Consider the following 26,630-nt stretch of genomic DNA (forward strand, 5'->3'; position numbering starts at 1 on the left):
GTTACACCTTGACCTTATTCAGCATGTCTTTAACCATCATTTCAAGATCATATACGGGTCTAAACTGCCATTCATCAATTGCTGCTTGACTGTCTATAGAGTTAGGCCAAGAGTCTGCAATCTTTTGTCGCATAGGATCAACTTTGTATGTCATAAGAAAATCTGGAATGTATTTTTGAATTTCAGCTTCTATCTCTTTTGGACTAAAGCTCATAGCAGAGACATTGTAGGCATTTCTATGTACCAGCTTATCTGGGTCTGCTTCCATCAACTTGATAACACTGTTAATGGCATCAGGCATATACATCATATCCATGTAGGTGTTCTCTTCTAAATAACATTCAAATGACTTGTTTTTTAAAGCTTCATAAAAAATATGTACAGCATAGTCTGTCGTGCCACCACCTGGCATAGCCATATAAGAAATCAAGCCAGGAAATCTTAAGCCTCTTGTATCAACACCATACTTTTCATGATAATAGTCACATAAAAGTTCACCAGCAACCTTGTTGATACCATACATGGTATTAGGTCTTTGAATGACTTCTTGAGGTGTGTTGTCCTTTATTGTTGAAGGTCCAAATGCACCAATAGAACTAGGTGTAAAGAATTGACACTTCAGCTCTCTTGCCACTTCAAGTCCGTTTAATAAACCACCCATATTTAGGTCCCAAGCCATCAAAGGTTTCTTTTCTGCAGTCGCAGATAAGAATGCCGCTAAATGAATGATGGTATCTACATGATACTTAGTAGCGACTTCAAAAAACCTTACCTGGTCTCTTACATCTAAGAGTTCAAATGGACCAGTGTTTCTGATTGGACTGTCTAGATGATCTCTGATGTTAGAAGCAATCACATTGTCATTACCATAAATCTGTCTTAATTTCATTACAAGTTCTGTTCCTATTTGTCCTGTTGCGCCTGTTACTAAAATTTTCTTCATGTGTGTCACCTCCTTATAAACTTATACCCATAATCTTCAAATAATCTCACAAAACAAATGATTCTATTTATGACTTAAAAAGTTTGGACTAAAATGAATTATTTTGAAAAGGTTTTCCCATCTCAAACAATTGAATATATGAGAAAACTATGTTACAGTTCATGTGGAAAGAAGGTATCATATGAATATAATAGATTTACATACACATACTGTGTCTTCAGGACACGCTTACTCTACACTTGAAGAAAATGTTAAAGGTGCCCTCAGAAAAGGGATTCAAATTTTAGGTATGTCCGATCATGCTGGCTCACTTCCTGGTGCACCCCATGTTTTTCACTTTCATAACTTAAAGATTATTCCTGAATATATTGAAGGTGTCAGAGTCTTAAAAGGTATAGAAGCCAATATCATTGATTACAAAGGGACAATTGATGTAGAAGATGAACTCCTAGATAAACTGGATTATGTCATTGCATCTTTACATCCACCTGTCATTACGCCAGGCAATCTAGAAGAAAACACTGATACATTAATAAAGACTATTCAAATTCCGCAGGTAAAGATTATTGGTCATCCTGATGATGGTCGTTATCCCATTGATTATGAAAGAGTTGTTAAAGCCGCTAAAGCTCATGATACACTACTTGAAATCAACAACGCCTCTCTAACGCCAAGCGGTACAAGACAAGGTACAGTAGAAAATTCAAGAAGAATTCTTGAACTTTGTAAAGAACATCAGGTTTCAGTTATATTGGGTAGCGATTCACACATATCTTACTCAATAGGTGACTTTGACAAGTGTTTATCACTTATCAAAGAAGTTGACTTTCCAAAAGAATTAATCGTCAATAACGACATCCATAAATTAAAGAAGTATTTAAAAAAAGACTTAGATTTCTAAGTCTTTTAGCTTTTGTTTAGAACCATTGATTTGATGGTTATGTAGGTGATAACGAAATAAGAACCATAGATGGCCAAAACAAAAGTCGCTGTGATTAAGATGTTTTTGAAAACATCCAAATTACCAAAGATTTTTACCACTTTACTAGAAACACTGATACCAACATATGAATGAACAATGGCTAGTAGCAATGGTAAAAGAAAATAAGTAGATATCTGTATTAAAATACTGTGTTTGATCTGCTTTTCTTCTACCCCTAACTTCATGAGCAAATCGTATCGTCTGGCATTATCGCTTGCCTCACTTAATTGCTGTAGTGATAATATAATCACACTGGCCATGATAAAAACAATACCAACATATATGGATATATAAGTCACCATTACCGAAATACTTAAGGAATTGGCGATGATTTCTTTTTTAGAAAGTATTTGATAAGAAACCGTTCCAGCTTCATTAAACTGTGTATTGACTTGATCAATAAAGGCCCTTTCATCGTCGACAAAGGCGTTGATGATTTTTATATAAGGTTCTGATTCAATATAAGAATCGTCAACAATCAAGATACCCACTTCATCAGACTGCATTTCATTTAAATACCTTTCCTTAATAACATGTGATAAAGTCAAATTACTTTCATTTAGATGTATTGTCATCTTCTTAAGATCATTATAAGTTGAATCCATTAAATCACTTGTATAAAGGAGTACAAAGTGTTCTTTAGATAAGACAAGCGGCTCTAAACCTTGTAGAGCTCTTGATTTGTTAAATTCTGAAAGCTTAATTAAATTAAATGAAGCTTTACTAAAGACATCAAAGTAATCATTGTTTGTATCAAAATCTATGTAATCCCCCATAATCATGTCAGAAGGATAAATATTGATTAACTCAGACTGTCCTGGCAGCTTAGTCCTGTCAACTTGTGTATCCATGTACAACTTTAAAGACACATCAAAAGGTTGAGATGAGACCAAAGATTCATTGATGGCTATTGCAGTCCCATTACCTGTGGCAAAGGTACCAATGGCAATCAAAAGCATAATAGATATTATAGCCATAATGGCAAAGGTTGAATTAACTTTTGAATATATCTGTCTTAAACTGAATATATTCAGTTGATAATAAAAAATCTTTTTTACCTTCTTAATCAAGGCATAAAATATGGGTGCTAAGCCATAAAAAAATAAGAAAGACCCTATAATACCAAACAATATGGCCTGCATAAATACTAAGTTGATTCTTAACATACCGTTTATTGTGATACAGTAGTAGGCATAAGCAAGTGAAATCAATGAACTTATAAACACAAGACCTATAAGAATAGGATGTCTAACCCTCTGCTTTTGATTTTTTTTACCATAAAGTAAATCAATGAGCTGGACCTTAAGCATATTGAAGGTATTTAGTACCATAACAACTAAAAAGACCGTACCAAAGGCAATCATACTTTTTAGAGTTGCCTGACTTGAAAAGATGAAACGAAATGCCTTTAAGTCCACCAAAAACATCCTTGCCGTGATGATGGATAAAAAGTGTGAGCCAATAAAACCTATGGCAATACCAACAATTAATGAGATGATACCCGTTAAAAAAGTTTCCACAAATAAGATCATTGATATCTTTAGTCGATTCATACCTAGTGTCATGTAAATACCTAATTCTTTTTTTCTACGTCTGATTAAAAACTGATTGGCATAAACCATCAAAAAAGCGATGACAAAAGTAAGAAAGCCTGAAACGTATTCTAAAGAGCCTGTTAAAACATCAAATGCCTGTACGCCGGGTTGGTCAAGTACCAACATGGCCTTTTGACTTTCCATAGAATTAAACATATAAAACAAGGAAATTGAAATGGCTATGGTTAAAAAGTATATCAAGTAGTCTTTATAACTTTTCTTTATATTGTTTAAGGCTAGTTTAAATAGCATCTGAAATATCTCCTCCTAATAATGTCAATACATCTAGTATGTCTTTATAGAAGGTATTTTGAGGCTTACCACCCCTTTTTACTTCATTAAAAAGTTTACCATCTTTAATAAAGAGAATCCTGTGGCAATAGCTTGCCGCTAGAGGGTCATGGGTAACCATTAAAATTGTCGCTTGAAACCTCTCATTGATGTCCTCAAAAGTATTTAAGAGGTTACGAGAAGATTTTGTATCAAGAGCCCCTGTAGGTTCATCTGCCAGTATCAACTTCGGATTGGTGACCATGGCCCTTGCACAGGCAATACGCTGTTTTTCGCCACCACTCATCTGATAAGGATACTTATGTAATATATGTTCAATCTTAAGTATGGCTGCTATTGATTCAACCCTTTCTTCTATTTCTTTTGGCTGAATCTTATGGATGGTTAAAGCCAGTGCGATGTTTTCAAAACCAGATAAGGTATCTAAGAGGTTGAAATCTTGAAAAATAAAACCTAGAGAGTCTCGTCTAAATGTAGACAGTTCCCTTCTCTTGAGCTTGGTTACATCTTTTTTGTCTATATAGATATGACCAGACGTTACCTTATCAATTGTAGATATGCAATTAAGTGTTGTTGTTTTACCACTGCCAGAGGCTCCCATAATACCAACAAACTCACCTTTGTCTACTGTAAAAGATATACCCTTTACTGCCTTGGTGATGTTGCTCTTAAAACCATAATATTTTTCTATATTGTCTACTTCTAATATCTTACTCATGGTACAACCCCTTTTTTATTTCAGCTATAATTAATTTTGCATCTTTTTCTTTTAACACCTTGTTGTTGATCATTGAGTTAATCACCACTTCTGATCTAACAACAGCATTGTCGTAATACTTACTTAGACTTAAGTTGACTGGTGACTGTGGCAAACCAGACAAGAGGACTGCTTCACTATCCGTTAAAGCCATAGGTTCCTTGTTAAAGTAATGTTTGCTCGCACTGGATATGCCAAAACATCCGTCTCCATAGTTGATGACATTCACATACAAGGCAAGAATCTCATCTTTAGAATACATTCTTTCTATCTTCTTTGCCAAGAAGTATTCTGTTGCCTTTCGCTCCAAAGTCTTATCAAAGGATAAAAACAAGTTTTTAGCAAGCTGCTGTGTGATTGTAGAACCACCTGTTCTGTATTCTAGATACCTGATATCAATAAGAATGGCTCTTCCGATTGAAATCATATCGATACCATTATGTCTGTAAAAACGTTTATCCTCTGTAGACACAAAGGCCTCTAACAATGTATGAGGTATTTGATCTGCTTCTACATAATCATCCTTTAACATGATATGGTTGATTGTTTCCTCTAAACCAATGTCATTTACAATGTAACTATAATTGATATAACCCTTAATTGCCAGACAACCGACAAACAAGGATATAAGAAATACTGTCACGACCAAAAGTCTTCTAAAATGTTTCATAAGGACCTCCTGTATTAAGATTACAAAATAAAGGTCCATCATGCCATCGATTAGTCTTACACTAAACTTACAATTTTGTAAGAAAAAATCGGCTTTAGCCGATTGTCGTTGAAACAGGGAAATGAATGGATACACAAGTACCCTGATCACTTTTAATACTAATAGCCAACCCAAGCTTATGGCAGAGTTTTTTACAGAGGTAAAGACCAATGCCAGTAGATTTGTTTTCATGTCTACCATTAGAACCAACAAAGCCTTTGACAAAGACATCGTCTATCTCATCTTTCTTGATGCCGATACCGTTGTCACAGATATTTAAAGTGATGAAATCCTTGTTGACTTTTTCTGTAAAAGATAATTTCATAGACATATTTGAATACTTGATGGCATTGATAATGATTTGTGACAAGACAAAAGTCAGCCACTTACCATCTGTATATATGGTCGATTGTAGATCAATCTTTAAATCACATTTGGCTTCAATTAATAGTTTCCTATGTTTTCTAACTGCGTCTTTTACAAGTTCATCCAGTGGATAAGGCTTAATGATATAGTCTTTTTCTACGTGGTTACTCCTTGCATAATAAAGGGCTTGTTCCACATAGCCTTCTATTCTTTCAAGCTCAAGATAAAGATTTTCTTCTAAATTAGCCTGTTTGTTTTCAAGCATCAGATACGAAGCCGAAAGAGGTGTTTTGACTTCATGTACCCAAGATTCAATGTAATCTCTATAGTCTGTCCACTGAGATTTGTAAACATTGATTTCATCATTCATGGATTTGCAAGCATCCGAGACTATGTTTTCTAAAGTCTCCCCTTCGTAAAAATTGGGTCTTTCTATAAACTCACTGATCAGATACTTTCTATCTAAACCTTCTAATTGGTCATTTATATTCTTATAAAACCTAAAACGTCTAAAGTACTCATGGGTTAAATACAAAACATGACAAAATATCATAAAAATCATCACAAATATAATTCCTGACCTGTTAATACCCATGGTAGCTAAGAGGATTTGCAAGAGAATCAAAGATGCGATATGGGCTATGAAATACATTTTTTTATCTAGAATAAATTCTTTTATACTCATATGATATACCCTTGTCCTCTTTTGGTAATGAGAATATCTTTTTTCCCTAAAAGCTCAAGTTTCTTTCTGATTCTGTTGATATTCACAGTTAAGGTGTTGTCATCTATAAACTCATTGGACTGCCATAAAACATCCATTATCTTGTTTCTAGAAACAATGGTATTTTCATGATTCATCAAAAGATGGATGATCTTTAATTCATTCTTAGTCAAATCAACTTTTACATTGTTACAAGACATAGATGAATCTGATAGGTTTAAGTGTATGTCCTTAACAGTTAAAACCTCAGAAACGCTGGATGTACGTCTTAGTATAGATTGTATCCTTGCTAAGAGTATTTGCGTGTTATAAGGTTTTGTTACAAAATCATCAGCACCATAGTTCATACTCATCAACTCATCAATGTCGCTGTCACGACTTGTAACAACAATAATAGGCAGGTCTGATAACCTTCTTACTTCCCTGCAGATATGATAGCCATCTATATTAGGCAGGTTGATATCTAACAATACCAAATCAGGGTTTATATCCATAATTTCATTTATCACATTTGTAAAGTCTATAATTTTCTCAACAGAAAATCCATTTCTACTCAAGAAAAGAGACAGTTCGTCTCTAATCTTTATATCATCTTCTACAATTAATATCTTTTTCATCGGACCTCATCTTTAACAAAGGCAATGGTGTTCTTGCCATTGGCTTTGGCCTGGTAAAGTGCTTCATCTGCTAAATAAAATGCTCTTTGATAATCTTTCTTGCCCTTTTGAACAAGGGTGTATCCAAATGAACATGTCACATACTTAGACACTTTCGATTTTTTATTAGGTATAGACAGGCTTTCAACAGCTTGTCTTGCTACTTCTAAGAGTTTATGAATCTCTTCTTCTTTCATATATGGAATGATAGCTACAAATTCATCACCACCATACCTAAACATGCGATTATCACCTGTATCAAGATATTCTCTTAAAACATCTACTATTGATATGATACATCTATCACCATCTATATGACCATAGGTGTCATTGTATTCTTTAAAATGATCAATATCCATCATGACAACTGAAATATACTCTTCTTTATCCACATCTCCTCTGAAAAGATCTTCAACGATTTCAGATAAAACATGCCTGTTCTTGATACCTGTTAGGGCATCTGTCTTTGACAGTTCCTCAAGCTTTTCATTGGCTTCTTTAAGTGCATAAGTCCCCTGCCAATTTTTCATGGCAACACCTATAAAGGATGCCAGCATGGTGATTACTTCTAAATCATATTCTGTATAGTTGTATTGTTCTTTAGACTGAATATTGATGATACCAAAGATTTCATCCTTGTATTGAATAGGTACGACAAGCATAGAATCCATCTTATTGCCATACCACTTAATATCGGGTACTTCCTTGTATCTCTTAAGTTCTTCAGGCGTTAAAACATCGTTTAGACGAATGGCCTTTTTATTTCTAATAACCCATGAACTGAATGAGTTTCTATTGTCTACACTGACAAAGAAAGGTTCTAGTCTTTTATTGTCCTCAAGGACCCACCTATATTCTATCAGGCCATCAATGACCATACCGAGTGCAAGTGAGTTAAAGCTCATAATCTTATCAACATGGCTATGAATGGCTAATAAAACATCGTCTAATTTTTCTGAAGAAATGATTTGCTTGCCAATTTCAGATATAGACTTGGTAGAACTGTAAAGTAGCTCGTACTCATTGGCCTTCTTTTCAGTCTCATAAACAGCAACGGTTGTTGAAAAATTCTCTTTTTGTCTTAATCTTTTTTCTTTTTCATCATTCATGACAAATGTAAAAAATGATTCATATGTCTTTAATATCATTTTCTGGTCGCCAAGAGCTTTATAACACTCTAAAAGAATGTCAAAGTCTCTTGCTTGGTATTGAGTGATGCTATTTAATTTCACAATGGCATCCTCATACTTGCCTAGAGATTTTAAACAGAGACTTTCTTGGTAGTAAACATCTTCTAAGTATCCAATAACTTGACTCATATACTGCTCATCACAATTAACAAATATATCTTCTGATTTCTTTAAATGAATTAAGGCATTGTCTACATCACCTAATAACCTGTATGTCAGGCCCATGAGTGTATGACCATAACCGATTCCCAAGATATCATCAATGGCTATAGATGTCTCAATCACCTTGACGGCGTTTTCTTTGGCCTCTTTATACTTGCCCCTAGCAACATCCACTTCACATTTGTTAGAAAAAATCGTGTTATAAAGTCTCTGTTCGTAAAGGGTGTATTCTGATTGTTTATCAAGTATTTCAAGGGCCTTGTCAAGCATGGTATTGGCTTCTTCAGCTGCACCAATCAATAAATAGATATCACCTAAATTGTTATAGGCCCTAGCCGTTTGTTCTACCTTTAAAGCTGAAATATAATGCTTAAAGGCAGTATCGTATTGGTACTTCATCCTATAAAGGATCCCTAGAAAAATATTGATCTCAGATACCATGTGGCTGTTGCCAATTTTCATAGCTTCATCGATGGCCTTCATGGCAAAAGAAACCGTTTCAGCATCTTTTCTTAAGGCTGCAGCGATAATGGCTTGTCTGTAGTATTCATACTCCAAACCAATCTTTCTGGCATCCTCTTCTAACTCACTTAATATACTGACTCTGTCGTCTGGTCCAATATTATTTATGCGTCCATATTCTTCTAGTACTTGAATTACTTTTTCTTTACTCATATATGCTCCAGTATGTCTTTTTTCTATTATACCAATAAGGTCTTATAAAAGTAAAGAAACGCTTACCAATGTAAGCGCTCTGTTAAAATAGAATTATTGTGATGTTATCTCTAACCAAATATCGTTGTAAATATTAATGGCATCACCTAAATCGATGAATACTTCCATATTCTCTAATTCATTTAAGTTAGGGTATGCAGCTGGATTGTTCTTCATCTCATCATCTAACATCTCAAAAGCTTTTGTGTTAGGTGTTGAATAACCCACGTAATCCGTGTTTAAAAGTGCAATATCAGGTCTTAACATAAAGTTGATAAACTTGTGAGCATTTTCAACATTGCCAGCATCTTTAGGAATGACCATTGAATCGATCCAAAGATTTGAACCTTCTTTTGGAATGGCATAAGCTAGATTGTCTTTCTCACCCATTAAAGTAATGGCATCACCATTCCATGTCACTAGAAATGCTGCTTCTTCATTTAACATCATGTCTTTGCCGTTGTCTACAACGTATGCCAGTACTAGTTCATGTTGATCTAATAAAAGTTGCTTTGCCTCTTCTAATTCATTCTCATCTGTTGTATTCATAGAGTAACCTAAAAGCTTTAAAGCTACCATGATTGAATCTCTTTGAGAGTTGTTCATAAGTATTTGACCAGCGTATTTCTCATCCCATAAGATGTTCCAAGAATCTACTGGATCTGTTACCATATCTGTATTGTATAAGATACCATTTGTACCAAAGAAATATGGCACTGAATACTCATCATTTGGATCAAAGGCCTGACCCTTGTATTCGCTACCTATATTCTCGTATTGATCTATTTTACTAAAGTCGATTTTTTGAATCATATCCTCATTAATCATTTTTGTGATCATATAATCTGATGGTACACATACATCATACTGATTACCACCATTTTTTAACTTGGTATACATCAACTCATTTGTTTCAAACATTTCATAAACTACCTTGATACCTGTTTCTTCTTCAAACATGTCAATGATGTTTTCATCAATGTAATCACCCCAGTTGTATACATAGACAACCTCATCCTTGCTTTGGCATGAAATCATTGAAATTGCCATCACTGCTACTAAAAATAAAACTAAGATTTTCTTCATTTAATTTTCCTTCTTCTCCCTCATATTGATGATCAGTAGCAGCCCCATAACTACTACAAACATAATTGTACTCAATGCATTTATTTTTGGACTGATACCTCTTCTAGCCATTGAGAATATTGCAATCGACAGGTTATTAACACCAGAACCTGTTGTAAAGAAAGAGATTACAAAATCATCAATAGAAAGTGTGAATGCTATTAAGGCACCAGTAATTACACCAGGCATAACTTCTGGCAAAACTACTTTAAAGAATGCTTGAGTAGGTGTTGCCCCTAAATCAAGTGCTGCATCTACAATGTCTTTAGGCATTTGTCTAAGTTTCGGCAAGATACTTAAAATAACATATGGGATACAGAAAGTAATATGGGCAATGAGCATCGTTAAATAACCAAGTCGCATATGTAAAAACACAAATAGTGCCATAAGTGAAACACCTGTAACGATATCTGGATTTAACAATGGAATATTATTAACCGTTAAAAGCATCTGTTTAGGACGACTTTTCATCCTAAAAATACTGTATGCTCCAAACAGTCCAATAATTGTTGAAATAATAGATGCTAAGACTGCGATAGACACTGTGTAGCCTAAGGCACTCATAATCATCCTATCCTGGAAAAGCTCCACATACCAATGTAGGGAAAATCCTTTCCAGTTACCACTATACTTACCTTCATTAAATGAAAAAACCATCAAGAAGATAATTGGTAAATATAAAAATAAAAATATACAAAACAGATAAATGTTCCTAGAGAGCTTTTTTACCATAATTGCCCTCCTTCATCATCTGCATATCTGTTTGTAAAATATACGGATATTAAAATCATCAGAACAAGCACCATTGACAAGGCTGACCCAAAGTGCCAGTTAGACATAAGTAAAAACTGCTTTTCTATTTGATTACCAATCATGTTGAACTTACCGCCACCAATTAAGTCTGGAATGACGAAAGATGAAACGGCTGGTAAGAAAGTCATGGATACACCTGAAACGATGCCGGGTACTGATAGCGGCAAAACAACTCTAAAAAACACATGGACACTATTAGCCCCTAAATCCTCAGCAGCCTCTAAAACACCCTTATCTATCTTTTTAATAACTGTATAAATCGGCAGTACCATAAAAGGTAAAAAGTTATATACCATAACAAGAATAACTGCAGTACCTGTAAACATAAGATGCTGACTTGGCAAACCGACAAAATTTAATAGATTATTGATGACACCATTTTTTCCTAGTATGGCCTGCCATGCATAAGTCCTAAGTAAAAAGTTCATCCACATAGGAAGGACCAATAAAACAACTAAGAATTTTTCAGTTTTCTTAGAAACTTTACTGATAAAGAATGCTAAGGGATAGCCTAATAGTAGACAGATAACCGTTGTCATAGTCGCTGTAAAAAGTGAACGTTTTACAACATTTAAGATTCTTGCATCAAAGAATAATCTAAAGTTTGAAAGACTAACACTGCCATCAGCTAAAGTAACACTGTAATAAGAAATAATCAGTATGGGTAATATAATAAACATAATGGTCCATATAATGTATGGTATACCACCAGCGCGTTTTAGCATATGGTCACCTTCTTCATAATATGGAAGTCCTCAGGCACTACCTTAATATAAACCTTATCATCAACATTAACTTTTTTAGTGGTATGTACCATCCATGTTTGTCCATTATCATTAAAAATAATCTCATAATGAACCCCCTTAAAGACAACCGACTGAACCTGACCTGAAAATGTAGCTTGATCAGCTTGACACAAGTTCATATCCTCAGGTCTTATTACAACATCTACCGCTTCATCTGTAGAAAAGCCTACGTCTACACATTCGTGCTGACGACCATTAATCTCTACTAAACAGTCTTTTTTCATGATACCTGAAACAATGTTTGACTCACCGATAAAGTCAGCCACAAAGGCATTTTTAGGTTCATTGTAGATGTCAATTGGTGAACCAATCTGTTGAATGACTCCATTTTTCATAACTACAATGTTATCACTCATGGTAAGGGCTTCTTCTTGATCGTGAGTTACATAAATAAATGTGATACCAAGCTCTTGCTGCATGGCCTTAAGTTCTATCTGCATCTCTTTTCTTAATTTTAAGTCCAGTGCCCCTAAAGGTTCATCTAATAAAAGCACTTTAGGCTCGTTAACCAAGGCTCTAGCAATTGCTATTCTCTGTTGCTGACCACCAGAAAGAGCATCAATTTTTCTTTTTTCATAGCCTTCTAAATTCACAAGCTTTAGCATTCTTTTGACTTTAGAATCTATGAGCTTTTTAGGTGTTTTATTAATTCTTAAACCAAATGCTATGTTTTCATAAACATTTAAATGTGGAAATAAGGCATACCTTTGAAAAACCGTGTTGATTTGTCTTTGATAAGGTGGTACAACTGTTAAATCTTCACCATTAAAAAGTATCTCGCCATCATCAGGCTGCACAAAACCGCCAATCATTCTAAGTGTGGTTGTTTTACCACAGCCACTAGGACCTAAAAGGGTCACAAATTCATTTTCACGTATGTATAAATTAATTTCATCTACTACTTTTTCATTGTCATAGATTTTAGTTAAATTCTTTAATTCAATTAGATTCATATTACACTCCTAAAAACTAGGTGGAGAGCTGACCATTAAAATGGTTGCCACATTTTTCCCGTCATTGTATACCTTATGAGGTATGTCTGCTTTATAATAAAAACTTTCACCCTTTTTGACTTTAAAAGTTTTACCCTTGATATCAACCATAACGATACCAGACATAACATAACCAAATTCCTCACCATGATGGGCATCTTCATCAAAAAGAACACTGTCAGGCTGGAGTTTGACTAAAATAGGTTCCATTTCATTTTTTTGAGCATTGTAAACCAACCAGTTAATTTCCACACCATCTTCATCAGACTCTTTGACAAATACATCTTCTTTTGTAAAAACGTATTGTTCCGTTTTTTTCTGACTAAAAAAATCTTCAAGACTTGTGTTAAAGACATCTAGTATATCAGTTAATGTTGCTATAGATGGTGATGTCAAATCTCTTTCCAATAAAGAGATAAAACTCTTTGAAAGCTCACATCGATCTGCAAGTTCTTCCTGTGTGAGACTATGTGTTAAACGCATATTCTTTATCTTTTCTCCGATAGACATAAATACCTCTCTATAAATTCAACTTTTAGTTTACAAATACTAAACATAATTTACACAAAATCGATAAAAAAATCAAGTCTTTTTTTCAATATTTTAAATTCTGTGTTGAGTAATAGTAAACTCACAAAAAAAGTGATGTACCCCATGATACACCACTTGCTCATCCATTCACTTTTTATAGAATTATTTGCTATTTTCTAAAAATTCACTATCTTTATAGATGGATTATTTTATAGCCGTAAGGTTGAAGCTTATAATTTATGCCTTCAAAATCGAGACTCTTATGTAGCCCTGTAAAATTTAAAAGATAAACATACTTCTTTCCAACTCTAACAGACACCCCCTCATCTGAATCATAGCCTTTAATCTTTATAATTTCATCGAGCACTTTTGAATAATCATCAAATCTACCACCAATATAATAAGCATTGCCATGACCTGTGGAATTTTTCGTAATCAAGACATCGTCATCAAACAAAAGGTCAGCAGTTAGGACTTTAACTTCATCCTTCCATGAATAATGACCTAATAGGTTAGACTTTGTTTCTTTTAAAACATGATAGCCTAAAACCTTTATGCCAAAAACATCCGACAATGAAGACATATAGCCCTTAGAAAATACCGTGTCACTTTCATCCACTATGCCAGAAAAGGCACCCATAATCAATTGACCACCCTTTTTTACATAATCCTTAAACACCCCTTCATCATGCAACATATAAGCATTTGGAACTAGGACATAATCATAATCTTCTAAAGTTTCGCCATTAAAGACAAAATCCACTGGTATGTTGTTATCATAAAAATAAGCATAGTAGTCTCTGACGATATCCATGTATTTCATATCAGCAGATGGACCAGGCTCATACTCAAGGGCCCACCAGTTGTCATAATCAAAGTAAATGGCAACTGACGCCTTGAAGTCATCTTCTTTCATAGAAGACAAGATATGACCCAATGCCTTTACCTCCCTATATGTTTTAGTTTCTGTCCCATTATGAGGTACCATGCCAGAATGAAACTTTTCAGCACCTTTCAAGGACTGACGCCACTGAAAAAACATAACCCCTTTGCCACCATGTGCTAAAGCCTGCATACTGTATAATATCATTTCATTTGGCTCTTTGTTGGGATTTTTACTACGCCAGTTGACTTGATCTGGCGCTTGTTCCATAAGTACAAATGCTTGTTTCTTATAGGACCTCATCAAATCATGCGTCAGAGCATTCTTCATATAAGCTCTAGAGTCAAGTGGATCAGGATAGGAATCCCATGAAACAAGATCCATTTTCTTAGCCCATTTATAATAATCCAAGGGTTTATTGTCATTGCCCATAAAATTGCTAGTTACAGTCATATCAGGTGTATATGCCTTTATGATGTCATATTCCATGAGGAAAAGTTCATAGGTCGACTCTGACATAAATCTTTTATAATCAAGAACCAAGCCAGGATTAGGATCTGCAGCAGTATGTCTTGGTGGGATTATATGAGAAAAAGAATAATAACGTTGAGACCAAAAGGCAGTCCCCCACCTTTCATTAACCTCTTCTAATGAATACTTGCCCTTTAACCATACTCTGAACTTTTCAGCACAAGTATCACAATAACAGATGGATGTATGGTCTGAATACTCGTTGTTGACATGCCACATTTTTAAAGCTGGATGTTTGTGATACCTTTTAACAATTGCCTCAACCAAAAGTTTGGCCCTTAGTCTATAATGGGAACTATTAGGACAATATGTTTGTCTAGAGCCATGCCAGACTGTGTTCATATGCTTGTCTTTAGGCAAAACGTCTTCATACTTCATGGATAACCAGGCCGGTTGCGCTGCCGTTGCAGTCGCTAAGTCAACTGATATCTTGTTTTCATAAAGTAAATCCATCATTTCATCAAGCATACTAAAGTCATAAACACCTTCACTGGGTTCTAAAAGTGCCCAGCCAAAAATATTTAGATTGACCATATTTACTTTGCATTCTTTCATTAAAGTCATATCTTCAAGCCATACATCCTTTGACCACTGTTCAGGATTGTAATCTGCACCATATATTATCATATCCACTCCTCTTGCACTATTATCTTAACTGTTTAAATATTACCATAAATAAATACATAAAAAAAGACATCTTATACAGATGCCTTACTTCTTGCAAATAATATAACTGATACTATAATTACGACTCCGCTGATAATATTTAAAGGGTTGATGGCTTCCTTTAATATCAACATGGAAAGGATAATCGAAAAGAATGGTACCAAGTTGATAAAAAGTGAAGCTGTGCTCGGTCCAAGAGCCTTGATGGATGCCTGTTGTATGGTGTAACCCATAACAGTTGGAAAAACTGCCATATAGATGATGCTGTAATAATCCCTAAAAGGAACATTTAAACTGTCATAGACTATCATTTCTCTTATGGCAAATGGTAATAAGATAATGACACACATTAAAAGTGTATAAGTCGTCATCTTTAATGCAGACATAGATGTATTCGATTTTTTTATAATCACACCATAAGTAGCCCATGAGATGGTACCGCACAACATCAAGAGATCTCCCCTGTTCATATCCATATTGAAAAGAACAGAAAATTGCCAATTGGTGATAATGGTTAAAACCCCTATGAATGCTGTTATAATATAAAGGCTTTGTCTTATAGTTAACTTCTCTTTTAAAACAAAACTGGCTATAATAGCTGTTATAATTGGCATGGATCCATTAATAACAGAAGCATTAGATGCTGTTGTATATTTTAAGGCTGAAAAAAAGAACAAATGATAGAATGTCATACCAACCAAGCCAAGTATAAAGACAAGCTTTAAATCCTCTTTCTTTATTTTGATGCTAGCTTCTTTATAGGCCATGATAGGAAAAAGAATCAAAACTGCTAGGCCAATTCTTAAAAATGTCATCACCACTGGTGAAAATGTGGCTGTACCTAGTTTTCCTGCAACAAAAGCACCTGCAAACAAAAAAGTTGCAAGTATCATCAATAAATAATATCTTCCCTTTCCTGTCATTTTCTTAGTTCCTTTATATATCTGTTTAAAAACTTTACTTTATTCTTGCCGATCTTGTAGCCTTTTTCAAGTACTGCCCCAACCACTCTTCCCTTGTGGTAATTGCTTTTGGCCTCAGCAATTACAGCATTTTTTACTTCTTCCTTGATGTCCATGTGTAACCTTTCTGTTTTATGCACCAATATTAGGGTAAAACTTATATGAGGTGCTTTATGTATAAAAAATTAATTATTCTATCCATTATATCATTATTTTTAATATCCTGTAACTCTAATCGTGAGATACGTGTTGGTTTTGCCGGCTCCTTATCTGGACCTAGTCATGAAATCGGTATTGCTGCTAAAAACGGCTATCAATTGGCCATAGACGAACTCAACAGTCATCCTGACTATGAGTCCATTACATTTGTACCAGTTATTAGAGATGATGGCTCTGATCCTGAAAAGGCTCTTGAAGTAGTTACAGACCTGAAAAATGCTTCTGTAGACGTTGCCATTGGCTTTATCACCAGTAACATGTACCCTGCTGTTGTAAAAGCCAATGAGGAAAATCTTCTTCTGATCAGTCCATCAATGTCCACACCCAAACTTTCTGATATGGATGATAACTTCTTAAGGGTAATTTCTTCAATGGAATTTGAAGCCAGAGAGCTTGCTAGACATACCTTAAATATCGGTGTCAATAAAATTGCCATTATATACGAAATGAGCAACGATGTTTATTCTGTGAAATATCATGAAGAGTTTGTAGATGAGTTCGCCATTAGAGAGAGTGAAGTGGTTTATGAGACAGCTCTTGATCATAAAGATTATGATGCACTTGTTAGTCAAATTATAGAAAGTAAGGCTAACGGCCTTTGTCTTGTAACATCTGCACACACGGCTTCTGAAATTTTACAACGTTTACAGGTTAGAAAGATTGACATTCCAATTGCCCTCAGTCAATGGACCATGTCTATGGAACTCATTGAACAAGCTGGACAATCAGCTGATGGTGCCTATGGTTATTCGACCTACAATAAAAATCTACTTACTGAAGACTATCAAAGTTTTAGAGATTTGTATTATGAACGTTTTCAAATAGAACCAGCATTTATCTCTATTACGACCTATGAGGCTACTAAAATATTATGTGAAAGCTTAACCAATCATGACAATATTAATAGTATCAAAAAAGATATTATTGGCAAAACTTATACAGGTCTACAAAATGATTTTGCCATGAATGAGTTTGGTGACTCCTCAAGAATATTCTACTTGGTACATATAAAAGACGGTTCAATCATACCTTATGAATAGGAAAAACTCCCAATTACTTGGGAGTTTTCCTAATTAGAAAGAGTTTGACATCGTAAAAAACATTTTATCGTACTTAAGATGTTATATTATTAACGAAGTCTATCTCTATTATATCTGATAATTCATCAAAAGACCACCCTTATTCGAGATTAAATGGCAAGTCAATTATAAATTCTGTTCCTTGCCCAAGTTCACTTACACAAGAGATGTTGCCTTGTAGATTTTGTTTAACAGAATTGTATACGATATTGAGGCCAAGACCCGTGCCACCAGCTCCTCTTCTAGTTGTAAAGAATGGATCGAAAATCTTCTTAATATTATCTGGTTCTATGCCTCGCCCATAATCTTTTAAACTTACTCTGACATAATCAGTCATTTCAGTCACGTGAATATCAACATAACCCCCAACAAGATCATAAGCATGTATTTTTGCATTCATGACTAAATTAATGATGATTTGATACAAAGAAAGAGGTATGGTCTCAATTTCTATGGTCTTAGAACATTCTAATCTTATTTGTATATTGTTCTTTTTCATCTGAGGCTCTAAACTCTTAATGATATTTTCTAAGAACTCATACAAGAGAATTTCTCGTTTTTCAATGTTTCTTTGCTCAGCCGAAATAAGCTTGAAACTAGAAATCAACTCAATGGCACGATTGATATTATCATAAATTAATGATTCGCTTTCTAGTGAAGCTTTAAGATGCTGTTCGAAGTCGCCTTTTTTAAGTAAACCTGAATCATACTTCTCTTTTACCTTACCAGTGCTTTCTTGTAAGTATGTCACGATTGTAAGAATGATGCCAAGCGGTGTGTTAATTTCATGAGCAAGACCAGCTACTAAATCACCTAGTGATGCCAGCTTTTCTGATTCTATAAGTTGCTCTTGAGTAAGCTTTAGATTTTCAAGTGCAATTTCAAGTTCTTGATTGGTTGAAAATAACTCATTAGTTCTTTCTATAACTCTGTTTTCTAACTCACGATTCATTTGCTCTATCTCATAAGACTGGTTTAAAATTAAGTCCTCACGGGTCTTAACTTCAGAAGCCATATGTCTAAAGTTTTTATTTATCTCGTTAAATTCAATAAATACACTGTCTTCATCTGCAATAGCATAATGACCTTCTGCAACACTCTTTGTATTGGTCACTACCTGGTCTAAATTTTTAAAGACGATGTCAAAAACTTTTCTACCTAAAATGGTAGAGATCGATGCAAGACCAATTATAATGATACTTAAATAAGTGATGTACTTAACAATTCTTTGTTGTAAACGGTCATAGGGTTCATAGATGATGATTCGCCAACCTTGATACTCTGTTTCTCTCATACTGGCATAATAACGTTTAGAGTTATAGGTTACAGATTCAAAATCCAAACTGTCACCTAATACATGGGGGTCTGTTACCCTTTGAACAACTTGATTATAATCTGAATGCATGATATAGACACCTGACGAATTGGTAACACCAACTAATAAGTCAGGATCATTAATATTTTCTATTAGCTCATGTTCAATGGCAGAAAGGTGAATAATACCAAGTAAGACCTTATCCCCCATAGGCACGGCATAATTAACAGACACGAGATTTTCTCTAGTATAGATATATGTTCTCGACCAAGCCTCTGATTGACCAGCTGCTATTTTTTCAAATGCCGTTTCTCTAGAATAATCAAAACCGATGATATCATCCGTATCTGGATAAGTCTGCAAGACAGTACCATCACCATCAATAAGTAGTATATGGTGAAAATAGCGCCTATTGTTGATAAATGACTCAGCGAATTCTGAATTGATGTTGCCATCATTAAGAAGAATGGAATCTCTCATCAACCGCATATCTCTTCTAGGCTCTTCAAAAAAAGTCTCTATATTATTTTGTATGTTGTTCATAATCTGTTGGTTGTAGTCCATTGTCATTTCTACAATGTAACTTCGGGTATAACCTAAAGCAACAAAAGTAATGATAAATAAAGGCACTATTACAACAGCTAGAAACAGTGAATTTAATATTGATTTTATTTTTAGACTGTATTTCATTAAGACCTCTCATAAACATAATTACTTATATTTTACCCATATCTGAAATTTTAATTCAAACTTTTATCAAATATTTAGTTTATTTTCCACCTTAATTCTGATATAATCATATCTAATTAGGAGGAGTTATGTTAGGAAAAAACAAAGATTTTAATCAAGAGTTGGTTGAATTAATTGAAAATTCAATCATCGAAAGAAAAGGCAATATCTGTGATACATGAGATGCCGTAAAAGTTATGTCACTCCCGTGGGGCGTGAAGGAATTCGTAGAACTTGATCAAGCGGATAGCTATGGCGAGTTTGTATCAAAGTTAGTTGAAACATCAATTGACTTACCAAGTGGTAATGTTGCCAACATTTTGAAGGCAGATGTTAAAACTAAAAAAGATAAGTGTCTTTTAATTATGAGATATCAATTAACAACATTAAAGTAGCTCCCATTCGGGAGCTATTTTAAATCTAAATTCTTTAATTTTGAAAACGGATTGTTGGTGTTTTCCTTTGCCATTTTTTCCTGTTCTTTTTTATACTTCATGTAATCGCGCTTGCCACCAGATTTACCAGATTCTTTTTTCCTTTTCTCAAAGCTAGTAAGCTTTTCTTTATAACCACATTTGCATACAAATATTTTCTTATCATCACTGCCTCTAAGCTCCATTTTCTTATGACACTCAGGACATCTTGCATTGGTTACTTTAGATATAGAAATTCTGTGATTACAATTTCTATCCTGACAAACTAAAGATTCACCATGTTTTGTCTTCTTTTTCATCATCAACTTGCCACATTCAGGACACTTGGTTGATGTGATATTATCATGTTTAAACTTAATGCCAGAAGCATTTATATCATGGATGATGGTCTTGGTGTAAGATCTCATTTCATCTATAAAGTCAGTGTACTTCATTGTGCCCTTTGAAATGCTTTCAAGTTTCACTTCCCATTCTGCTGTAAGAGCAGGAGACTTGAGCTCAGTAGGCGCTACGTTTAAAAGCTGCTTACCTTTACTAGTGATGTGTATACCATTTTTCTTGGTTTCAATCAGCTCATTGTTAAAGAGCTTTTCGATGATATCAGCACGTGTGGCAACTGTACCTAGTCCACCTGTCTTTTGAAGTGTAGACTTTAGATTTTTTTCGCCTTCGGCCATAAATGCAACTGGATTTTCCATAGCAGAGAGCAAAGAAGCTTCATTGAAGTATGCTGGTGGCGACGTTTCACCTTTAGTCAATGTGTACTGTTTGATATCTAAATGATCACCTTTTTTCAAATGTGTCATCTGTTTTTTTTCTTGGTCTGCAGACAGTTCTTTAAAACCTAGTTGAAGAGGATTGTTAAACTTACATCTAAACGTTTCCTTATTTACAAGAACTTCTACTACAGTTTCTTCATACCTATATGGTGGCATAAGAACTTCTAAAAAACGTTTTACAACCAGTTCGTAGATATTTCTTTCTTCGTAAGACATATCCTGTACATTAACCATTTCCTCCGTTGGAATTATGGCATGATGGTCTGTAACTTTCTTATTATCAACATAGTGTTTGCCAGCTTTAATTGCTTCCTTACTCAACTTAAACGCATGACCTCTGTAGGGCTGAATAGAAATACTTCTTAAACGGTCCTTAATGGTTGCTACTATATCGTCTGTAAGAAATCTCGAATCTGTTCTTGGATAAGTCAAAGCTTTATGATGTTCATATAAGCGCTGCATAAGTCCTAGGGTCTTCTTAGGTGAATAAGAAAACTTTTTATAAGCGTCTCTTTGGAGTTCTGTTAAATCGTATAGATGAGGTGCATATGTCTTCTTTCCCTTTTTAGAAACAGAAGTCACAATCGCCTCTTTTGACTTAAGGTCCTTCTCTATGTTCTTTACAAAATCTAAATCATAAAAACGTGTATGTTTATCTTGATACCATGTGAACTTTAAGTTACTTGCATCAAGGTCTAAACCGTAATATTTTTTTGGTCTGAAAGAGACAATCTGTTTTTCTCTTTCATGAATCATTGATAGTGTCGGCGTTTGAACACGACCACATGAAAGTGATGTATTGTACTTGGTTGTTAAGGCTCTTGTGGCATTGATACCGACAAGCCAGTCACCTTCTGCACGTGCAATAGCAGACCTGTACAAGTTTTCATACTTTCTGCCGTCATGTAAATGATTAAAACCATCTTTAATGGCTTTATCTGTAACCGAGGAAATCCAAAGTCTTTTGATTGGTTTTTTAACTTTAGATTTGGAAATGATCCATCTGGCTACCAACTCACCTTCACGACCAGCATCTGTTGCTATGATAACTTCCTTAACATCTTGTCGGTTAAGCTGCTGCTTAACAACATTAAACTGCTTAGATGTTTTTCTCATAACCACCGTTTTTAAATGATCTGGTAATATAGGCAAGTCTTCTAAATGCCAGTTGGCATACTTTTTATCATAAACATCGGGATCTGCTAAGGTCACCAAATGACCTAGGGCCCAAGTTACTATGTATTTATTACCTTCTATGTAGGCGTGGTGTTTTTTAGTACATCCCAGTACTCTGGCAATTTCTCTACCTACAGAAGGCTTTTCTGCTAAAACTAATGCTTTCTTAAATTTAGGAACTAAAATTTCCTTATCCTTATTTATCGTAGTTTTTGTTTTTAAGTTCATATTTAAATAACTCCTTATTTTAAAATCACTATATTTCGTAGTGATATAACTATATCACATTGGCATCATATTTGAAATTTTAGAACCTTAAAATCAGTTTGCATATTGTTGTATACATCATGACATATAGCTGAATATAATAATATGTGTAACCTTATTTTAAAAAATTGAGTAGATATATCAAACCATTGTCCATAACACAATAAAATCACCATCATTAGATGGTGATCTCTCTGTCAATTATACTTAAGGTCGATTTCGGTAAAATGCCAAAATCATAGTTCAACAAATTCCTTTTAAAATGTATCGTTGATTCTTTTCTGATATTGTCTTTTTTTAGTAACTCTAATATTCTAGTTGAGCCAACAAATACCTTACCATCAAATTCCCACTCAATGTATCTATTATATTCTCTACCAACTGTCAAAAGTAAATCAAATATAACTTTTCCAGCAAATTTAAGGGCCATTAATTCTTGTTCAATATCTTCAGTAAAATTAAGTGGGTTAACATAACTTGTTGAATAAATGATTACAAAGTTATCTTTTATAACTACATCAAAATTATTCATTTTACCCTCCTTTTTAGTAACTTAGATTATATCATAGTATTTCTTAATTAGCAAAAATACGTTATCAACTATGTTAACAGCTTGCTGTCTTCTTGTCAACATTCTTGTCGCATCTAGATTATTTGCAGCATGAAACAAACTGTGTCGTTCTCTCTTATATAAGTTGTAGGTTTCATTTAAAATATTAATCTTATCTACAGATACAATCTTATGTTGTGCATCTGGTATTAATTTATACGTATTTGAATTATTAACTTCTTCAAACATGATAAAACTGCCATGTTTGTTACAAGATATACCATGATCCTGTAATACTTGTTTCAAGTGACAATCCAGACCCTTTAGTGCAGGGAGACATATATACTCATATACCTCCTCTTCAGTGTATATATTTGATAAAGAGTGAGAGTTAGATAACTGTTTTTTAACAGTATGATGAATTTTATTGTAAGCTCTCTCACCTAGTTTCGCAATAAGTTGATTGTTATGTACTTCAAAGTTCTTCTTAATATTATGTTCAAGTGAAATACTTGATACTTCTATGTCATCTGGTAGCAAATCAGTGGCAATGGTTAGTGCTTCATTAAATAGAAGAAAAGGTTTCCCTTGTACCCTTAGTCTTCCATTAGAATAAAAATGAATCTGGATTTTATCTCCATGTAAACCATCAAAATAATGTATTCTTTCATTTGTGCAATCTTTACAGTTACTATCGACACTTGCTTCACTTTCATTTAGTAATTCAATAAAAGTTTCATAGTTTTCTACTGGATAATTCGGTATGCTGAAATTATTGATTGTCTCATCTTTATCATACTGTGCATGCTCAAGTATATAATTAGCTAACATTATTTTAATATCACGAACTTCTGCAGAACCATTATTAGGCTGTAATGTAGTTTTATCACCATTCTTAAAATACATATCTAAAAACATTTGAATACCATTAACAGAAAAATTTAGTCTATGTTGTGTACCATTTAAGCAAATAATGTTGCCACAGCTCCATTTCTCATAGTTATCCTCTAAGAACTCCTTCACTTGTCCCTCAATAAGTGCTCTATTTAAATATAAATCATGATATTTTGACTTTGCCATATATCCCCCTTTAATACTTTATTATGTATTTAAACTCTTCTTCCTTCACATTTACAACCCAACTCATAGTATTGATATCTGTATCTAAGTGTATTGATAAATTAATAATTTCTTTAATTCTTCGTCCTTCATTTTTCCAACATAATTTTACAAACTTGTTTAAATTTTTTTCAGAAAAATAATATTTATTACTTGTTATATAACATAAAGAATCTTTTTTCTCAAACATACTCTCAAAAGAAGAAACTATATTAATATTATCAGTTAAGTCAATATAGTTGTTATAATCGGTTCTATTTGCTGATATATTTCTTTTTTCTGAAGTAGTAATCCAAATGGCTTCTTTAGCTAATTGGTCAGCTAGTTCATTATAATAGTCACCTGTATGAGCTTTTACTTTAGTAAACTTTACTTTTACTTTTTTAGAGATATCATCATAAAACTTTTTATATTCTTTGGTACCTAGTTTATTGGCTTTCCAATCACCTGTACACCAACTTCTTATTCCTTCGTAATCATAATGTATATTAATAGCAGTAATTGAATGTTCAGCAGCATACTTCATAGCTAACATTGCACCAAGTAACTCTCCTGCCACATTATTCATAGTTACCAATTCAGTATTATTACCATTTTCTTGTAATTTTACTTCGCCCGTCTTGTCAAGTATTACTACTCCACATGAATATATTGAAAGATTGCTGTCATAACTACCATCTACGTAAACATCAATATAATCAATAACTTCTTTTTCAGTATCAACTCTATTAAGATAGGTTTCCGCTTCATTAATCGTCAAAAAGCTCTTATACTCTGCTCCACTAAATCCATTTACTTGTTTGGAACACTCACCCCATGTTTCAAAAATACCTCTCTGTTTACCTTTACGAACAGCATAATATTTTTTTTTAGACATCACAATCACCTACCTTTTCGATATCATAAGCTTCATAACTATTAGATTTTTTCTTGCTTTTTCGAACTTTATATTTGACACTCATTCCTTCATTAAGATAATTCAAATCAAACAAGACATTCTTTATACTGAAATAATAATTACCCGAATGATGTTTTATAAATCCGAATCCTTTATCCTTATGTAAGTTAATTATTTCATTTTCATTAATATCCTTGACAACTTTTTTCTCTTTTTCGTTATTAACTATACTAATTAATTCATTTAACTTTAATTCTTCATCTTCTATAATAATTAGATCAGCGAACTCCCTTTCTAAATCTTTAAGAAAAGTACTCGCTTCTGGATAAGAAGAATGATATTTTTCATATTTAATGTCAATAGCTTTCTTTAATGTGCCTTTGGTATATTTATAAAGACCTACATTATATAATGCAATTGCTAAAGTATAATAATACTTATGAAGCGATTTTTTATCTACAAGTCTTTTATTTTTTTTTGCATATAAAATAGCTTGTTTATTGCGTCCAAATTGAATAAGTAATTCCATTTTTAATATATGTTTATAAGGCTTTCTCAATTTGTCAATGTAATCCAAGGCCTGTTCGTCGTTAATTTTAGAATAAAATAGCACCTTTAAGTGATTAATATTGCTATGATTTTTCAATTCCTTTAGTAACAAATCAGCTTCTTCAATTTTATTATTCTCAATACAGACTTTTGCAAGTGAATACGATGTGTCTTTGTCAGGTTTCAATTCATTAGATTTTTTTAAACTGTCGTAAGCATTTCTATAACGACTATTATGCAACATTAATTTGCCTACTCTATAGTGACTCCTAGCTAATTTTGTTTTCTCTTTATCATCAAGTACATGCTTGGATTCTAAATATAAGATTACATCATTATATAGGTTCATTATTTCGTTATAAAGCGAACTATTATAGTTAACAAATTGAACTGAATTTTCTAGGGAGTAGCCAAGTTTATATTTAGCACTATAATAGTCTTTGTGTATGGAGATTGCTTCTCTAAACTCATTGATTGCATTTTTCCAATTTTTTTTCTGATAATGTTGATGGCCTAAAGTATAGTGCAACTTTGCATTATTAGGCCATAAAGAAATCATATCAACTAAGACATTTATAGCACTGTCATAATCACGATCACATGAATAACACCACGCTAACTTTTCTAACTTATTAAAATCCTTACTTTTAAAGAGAGAATCGTATTCATTACAAAGAATGCTTATTGCATCTTTCCATTTTTTTTGACTTTCAAGTGTTAATACATTGTTCCAATCACTATCTTTCATCAGCTCCTCCATTATTTAATATTACAACAAAACTTTAAATAATTCTAAGTGTGAAAAAATTTTATATAAAATCTTAATATTTGAATTATAATGGTACCTTACATTCATTTTTTTTAGAAATTTTACATAGTTATAAGACATTCAAACATGAGTTCAGCAGAAAGAGGAATACTAAGATATGCCTTTCAATTACGTATTTTAGTATTGGTCAACTGGTTTGTACTTTTCAAGTTTTCCATTAAAGGCGATGTTTTCTTTGACCCCCTATTAAATAAAATAGAGTAACTCATATCGTTGTTCTTATATAAAAACTCTATCTCTACAAAAAATTTGATTTGTCTCCAACTATAATATTTCCAATAAAGCACTT

General features: G+C 33.5%; 24 protein-coding genes. 3 read left to right on the top strand and 21 right to left on the bottom strand.

What is annotated here, in order from left to right:
* Window position 1 precedes the first annotated feature (1 nt).
* Window positions 2–943, bottom strand: coding sequence for an L-threonine 3-dehydrogenase (locus EZV73_RS19705; protein ID WP_240842135.1), 942 nt, complete (start codon window positions 941–943; stop codon window positions 2–4).
* A 181-nt stretch (window positions 944–1,124) separates the two neighbouring features.
* Here EZV73_RS19705 and EZV73_RS19710 point away from each other — a divergent pair, with 181 nt between their 5' ends.
* The gene (locus tag EZV73_RS19710; RefSeq protein WP_240842137.1) at window positions 1,125–1,844 is read left to right on the top strand and encodes a phosphatase; all 720 of its coding nucleotides are present in this window, start codon (window positions 1,125–1,127) and stop codon (window positions 1,842–1,844) included.
* A gap of 5 nt (window positions 1,845–1,849) precedes the next feature.
* Here EZV73_RS19710 and EZV73_RS19715 read toward each other — a convergent pair whose 3' ends face one another.
* The 14 genes from EZV73_RS19715 to EZV73_RS19780 form a co-directional block, all read right to left on the bottom strand.
* Window positions 1,850–3,772: an FtsX-like permease family protein gene (locus tag EZV73_RS19715; protein WP_240842139.1), complete on the bottom strand. Its 1,923-nt coding sequence runs from the start codon at window positions 3,770–3,772 to the stop codon at window positions 1,850–1,852.
* Window positions 3,762–4,529, bottom strand: a complete 768-nt coding sequence (locus EZV73_RS19720; RefSeq protein WP_240842141.1) for an ABC transporter ATP-binding protein — start codon at window positions 4,527–4,529, stop codon at window positions 3,762–3,764. Before EZV73_RS19720 ends, EZV73_RS19715 begins: the two co-directional genes overlap by 11 nt.
* Window positions 4,522–5,238, bottom strand: coding sequence for a biosynthetic peptidoglycan transglycosylase (locus EZV73_RS19725; protein WP_240842143.1), 717 nt, complete (start codon window positions 5,236–5,238; stop codon window positions 4,522–4,524). The genes EZV73_RS19720 and EZV73_RS19725 overlap by 8 nt, the downstream gene beginning before the upstream one ends.
* Before the next feature lie 94 nt (window positions 5,239–5,332).
* Window positions 5,333–6,328 (bottom strand): HAMP domain-containing sensor histidine kinase, encoded by a 996-nt coding sequence (locus tag EZV73_RS19730; RefSeq protein WP_240842144.1) that lies wholly within the window; start codon window positions 6,326–6,328, stop codon window positions 5,333–5,335.
* Window positions 6,325–6,984, bottom strand: coding sequence for a response regulator transcription factor (locus tag EZV73_RS19735; protein ID WP_240842145.1), 660 nt, complete (start codon window positions 6,982–6,984; stop codon window positions 6,325–6,327). Before EZV73_RS19735 ends, EZV73_RS19730 begins: the two co-directional genes overlap by 4 nt.
* Window positions 6,981–9,050 (bottom strand): diguanylate cyclase, encoded by a 2,070-nt coding sequence (locus EZV73_RS19740; RefSeq protein ID WP_240842146.1) that lies wholly within the window; start codon window positions 9,048–9,050, stop codon window positions 6,981–6,983. The genes EZV73_RS19735 and EZV73_RS19740 overlap by 4 nt, the downstream gene beginning before the upstream one ends.
* Before the next feature lie 93 nt (window positions 9,051–9,143).
* Complete coding sequence (locus EZV73_RS19745) at window positions 9,144–10,175, bottom strand: PotD/PotF family extracellular solute-binding protein (protein ID WP_240842147.1); 1,032 nt, start codon at window positions 10,173–10,175, stop codon at window positions 9,144–9,146.
* A complete protein-coding gene (locus tag EZV73_RS19750) occupies window positions 10,176–10,946 on the bottom strand; it encodes an ABC transporter permease (protein WP_240842148.1) in 771 nt (256 codons plus the stop codon).
* Window positions 10,940–11,752 (bottom strand): ABC transporter permease, encoded by an 813-nt coding sequence (locus EZV73_RS19755; RefSeq protein WP_240842149.1) that lies wholly within the window; start codon window positions 11,750–11,752, stop codon window positions 10,940–10,942. Before EZV73_RS19755 ends, EZV73_RS19750 begins: the two co-directional genes overlap by 7 nt.
* Window positions 11,746–12,786: a spermidine/putrescine ABC transporter ATP-binding protein gene (gene potA, locus EZV73_RS19760; protein WP_240842150.1), complete on the bottom strand. Its 1,041-nt coding sequence runs from the start codon at window positions 12,784–12,786 to the stop codon at window positions 11,746–11,748. The genes EZV73_RS19755 and potA overlap by 7 nt, the downstream gene beginning before the upstream one ends.
* A gap of 9 nt (window positions 12,787–12,795) precedes the next feature.
* On the bottom strand, window positions 12,796–13,335 hold the full coding sequence (locus EZV73_RS19765) for a helix-turn-helix domain-containing protein (protein WP_240842151.1): 540 nt from the start codon (window positions 13,333–13,335) through the stop codon (window positions 12,796–12,798).
* A 214-nt stretch (window positions 13,336–13,549) separates the two neighbouring features.
* Window positions 13,550–15,397 (bottom strand): beta-galactosidase, encoded by a 1,848-nt coding sequence (locus EZV73_RS19770; RefSeq protein ID WP_240842152.1) that lies wholly within the window; start codon window positions 15,395–15,397, stop codon window positions 13,550–13,552.
* Between the two features lie 71 nt (window positions 15,398–15,468).
* On the bottom strand, window positions 15,469–16,359 hold the full coding sequence (locus EZV73_RS19775; protein ID WP_240842153.1) for a DMT family transporter: 891 nt from the start codon (window positions 16,357–16,359) through the stop codon (window positions 15,469–15,471).
* On the bottom strand, window positions 16,356–16,514 hold the full coding sequence (locus EZV73_RS19780; protein ID WP_240842154.1) for a hypothetical protein: 159 nt from the start codon (window positions 16,512–16,514) through the stop codon (window positions 16,356–16,358). Before EZV73_RS19780 ends, EZV73_RS19775 begins: the two co-directional genes overlap by 4 nt.
* Before the next feature lie 57 nt (window positions 16,515–16,571).
* Here EZV73_RS19780 and EZV73_RS19785 point away from each other — a divergent pair, with 57 nt between their 5' ends.
* Complete coding sequence (locus EZV73_RS19785; RefSeq protein WP_240842155.1) at window positions 16,572–17,657, top strand: ABC transporter substrate-binding protein; 1,086 nt, start codon at window positions 16,572–16,574, stop codon at window positions 17,655–17,657.
* Between the two features lie 139 nt (window positions 17,658–17,796).
* Here the strand turns inward: EZV73_RS19785 and EZV73_RS19790 are convergent, their stop codons facing one another.
* Complete coding sequence (locus tag EZV73_RS19790) at window positions 17,797–19,701, bottom strand: sensor histidine kinase (protein WP_240842156.1); 1,905 nt, start codon at window positions 19,699–19,701, stop codon at window positions 17,797–17,799.
* Between the two features lie 254 nt (window positions 19,702–19,955).
* Between EZV73_RS19790 and EZV73_RS19795 the strand changes: the two genes are divergently transcribed.
* Window positions 19,956–20,135 carry a hypothetical protein gene (locus EZV73_RS19795; protein ID WP_240842158.1) on the top strand — a complete coding sequence of 60 codons (180 nt, stop codon included), beginning with the start codon at window positions 19,956–19,958 and terminating at the stop codon, window positions 20,133–20,135.
* Between the two features lie 14 nt (window positions 20,136–20,149).
* Here EZV73_RS19795 and EZV73_RS19800 read toward each other — a convergent pair whose 3' ends face one another.
* The 5 genes from EZV73_RS19800 to EZV73_RS19820 all read right to left on the bottom strand — a co-directional run bounded on the left by EZV73_RS19800 (window position 20,150) and on the right by EZV73_RS19820 (window position 26,260).
* Complete coding sequence (locus tag EZV73_RS19800; RefSeq protein ID WP_240842160.1) at window positions 20,150–22,357, bottom strand: DNA topoisomerase III; 2,208 nt, start codon at window positions 22,355–22,357, stop codon at window positions 20,150–20,152.
* Between the two features lie 217 nt (window positions 22,358–22,574).
* Entirely contained in the window at window positions 22,575–22,928 is a 354-nt protein-coding gene (locus EZV73_RS19805; protein ID WP_240842162.1) for a type II toxin-antitoxin system RnlB family antitoxin, read from the bottom strand.
* A gap of 21 nt (window positions 22,929–22,949) precedes the next feature.
* Entirely contained in the window at window positions 22,950–24,026 is a 1,077-nt protein-coding gene (locus tag EZV73_RS19810; RefSeq protein ID WP_240842163.1) for a type II toxin-antitoxin system RnlA family toxin, read from the bottom strand.
* 10 nt (window positions 24,027–24,036) lie between these two features.
* Window positions 24,037–24,942: a viroplasmin family protein gene (locus tag EZV73_RS19815; RefSeq protein ID WP_240842164.1), complete on the bottom strand. Its 906-nt coding sequence runs from the start codon at window positions 24,940–24,942 to the stop codon at window positions 24,037–24,039.
* Window positions 24,935–26,260 carry a lipopolysaccharide assembly protein LapB gene (locus EZV73_RS19820; RefSeq protein ID WP_240842165.1) on the bottom strand — a complete coding sequence of 442 codons (1,326 nt, stop codon included), beginning with the start codon at window positions 26,258–26,260 and terminating at the stop codon, window positions 24,935–24,937. Before EZV73_RS19820 ends, EZV73_RS19815 begins: the two co-directional genes overlap by 8 nt.
* Between the last annotated feature and the right edge of the window lie 370 nt (window positions 26,261–26,630).

Origin of the sequence: Acidaminobacter sp. JC074 (genome assembly GCF_022496765.1) — a bacterium.
In the GTDB taxonomy this organism is placed as follows: Bacteria; Bacillota; Clostridia; order Peptostreptococcales; family Acidaminobacteraceae; genus JABXKX01.

What these genes read in the sequence shown, in the direction of transcription:
- EZV73_RS19715 (WP_240842139.1), bottom strand. Translation starts at nt 3,772, where the DNA reads ATGCTATTTAAACTAGCCTTAAACAATATAAAGAAAAGTTATAAAGAC.
- potA (WP_240842150.1), bottom strand. Translation starts at nt 12,786, where the DNA reads ATGAATCTAATTGAATTAAAGAATTTAACTAAAATCTATGACAATGAA.
- EZV73_RS19775 (WP_240842153.1), bottom strand. Translation starts at nt 16,359, where the DNA reads ATGACAGGAAAGGGAAGATATTATTTATTGATGATACTTGCAACTTTT.
- EZV73_RS19805 (WP_240842162.1), bottom strand. Translation starts at nt 22,928, where the DNA reads ATGAATAATTTTGATGTAGTTATAAAAGATAACTTTGTAATCATTTAT.
- EZV73_RS19745 (WP_240842147.1), bottom strand. Translation starts at nt 10,175, where the DNA reads ATGAAGAAAATCTTAGTTTTATTTTTAGTAGCAGTGATGGCAATTTCA.
- EZV73_RS19770 (WP_240842152.1), bottom strand. Translation starts at nt 15,397, where the DNA reads ATGATAATATATGGTGCAGATTACAATCCTGAACAGTGGTCAAAGGAT.
- EZV73_RS19730 (WP_240842144.1), bottom strand. Translation starts at nt 6,328, where the DNA reads ATGAGTATAAAAGAATTTATTCTAGATAAAAAAATGTATTTCATAGCC.
- EZV73_RS19815 (WP_240842164.1), bottom strand. Translation starts at nt 24,942, where the DNA reads ATGTCTAAAAAAAAATATTATGCTGTTCGTAAAGGTAAACAGAGAGGT.
- EZV73_RS19765 (WP_240842151.1), bottom strand. Translation starts at nt 13,335, where the DNA reads ATGTCTATCGGAGAAAAGATAAAGAATATGCGTTTAACACATAGTCTC.
- EZV73_RS19820 (WP_240842165.1), bottom strand. Translation starts at nt 26,260, where the DNA reads ATGAAAGATAGTGATTGGAACAATGTATTAACACTTGAAAGTCAAAAA.
- EZV73_RS19810 (WP_240842163.1), bottom strand. Translation starts at nt 24,026, where the DNA reads ATGGCAAAGTCAAAATATCATGATTTATATTTAAATAGAGCACTTATT.
- EZV73_RS19720 (WP_240842141.1), bottom strand. Translation starts at nt 4,529, where the DNA reads ATGAGTAAGATATTAGAAGTAGACAATATAGAAAAATATTATGGTTTT.
- EZV73_RS19750 (WP_240842148.1), bottom strand. Translation starts at nt 10,946, where the DNA reads ATGGTAAAAAAGCTCTCTAGGAACATTTATCTGTTTTGTATATTTTTA.
- EZV73_RS19740 (WP_240842146.1), bottom strand. Translation starts at nt 9,050, where the DNA reads ATGAGTAAAGAAAAAGTAATTCAAGTACTAGAAGAATATGGACGCATA.
- EZV73_RS19800 (WP_240842160.1), bottom strand. Translation starts at nt 22,357, where the DNA reads ATGAACTTAAAAACAAAAACTACGATAAATAAGGATAAGGAAATTTTA.
- EZV73_RS19710 (WP_240842137.1), top strand. Translation starts at nt 1,125, where the DNA reads ATGAATATAATAGATTTACATACACATACTGTGTCTTCAGGACACGCT.
- EZV73_RS19705 (WP_240842135.1), bottom strand. Translation starts at nt 943, where the DNA reads ATGAAGAAAATTTTAGTAACAGGCGCAACAGGACAAATAGGAACAGAA.
- EZV73_RS19780 (WP_240842154.1), bottom strand. Translation starts at nt 16,514, where the DNA reads ATGGACATCAAGGAAGAAGTAAAAAATGCTGTAATTGCTGAGGCCAAA.
- EZV73_RS19725 (WP_240842143.1), bottom strand. Translation starts at nt 5,238, where the DNA reads ATGAAACATTTTAGAAGACTTTTGGTCGTGACAGTATTTCTTATATCC.
- EZV73_RS19785 (WP_240842155.1), top strand. Translation starts at nt 16,572, where the DNA reads ATGTATAAAAAATTAATTATTCTATCCATTATATCATTATTTTTAATA.
- EZV73_RS19790 (WP_240842156.1), bottom strand. Translation starts at nt 19,701, where the DNA reads ATGAAATACAGTCTAAAAATAAAATCAATATTAAATTCACTGTTTCTA.
- EZV73_RS19755 (WP_240842149.1), bottom strand. Translation starts at nt 11,752, where the DNA reads ATGCTAAAACGCGCTGGTGGTATACCATACATTATATGGACCATTATG.
- EZV73_RS19735 (WP_240842145.1), bottom strand. Translation starts at nt 6,984, where the DNA reads ATGAAAAAGATATTAATTGTAGAAGATGATATAAAGATTAGAGACGAA.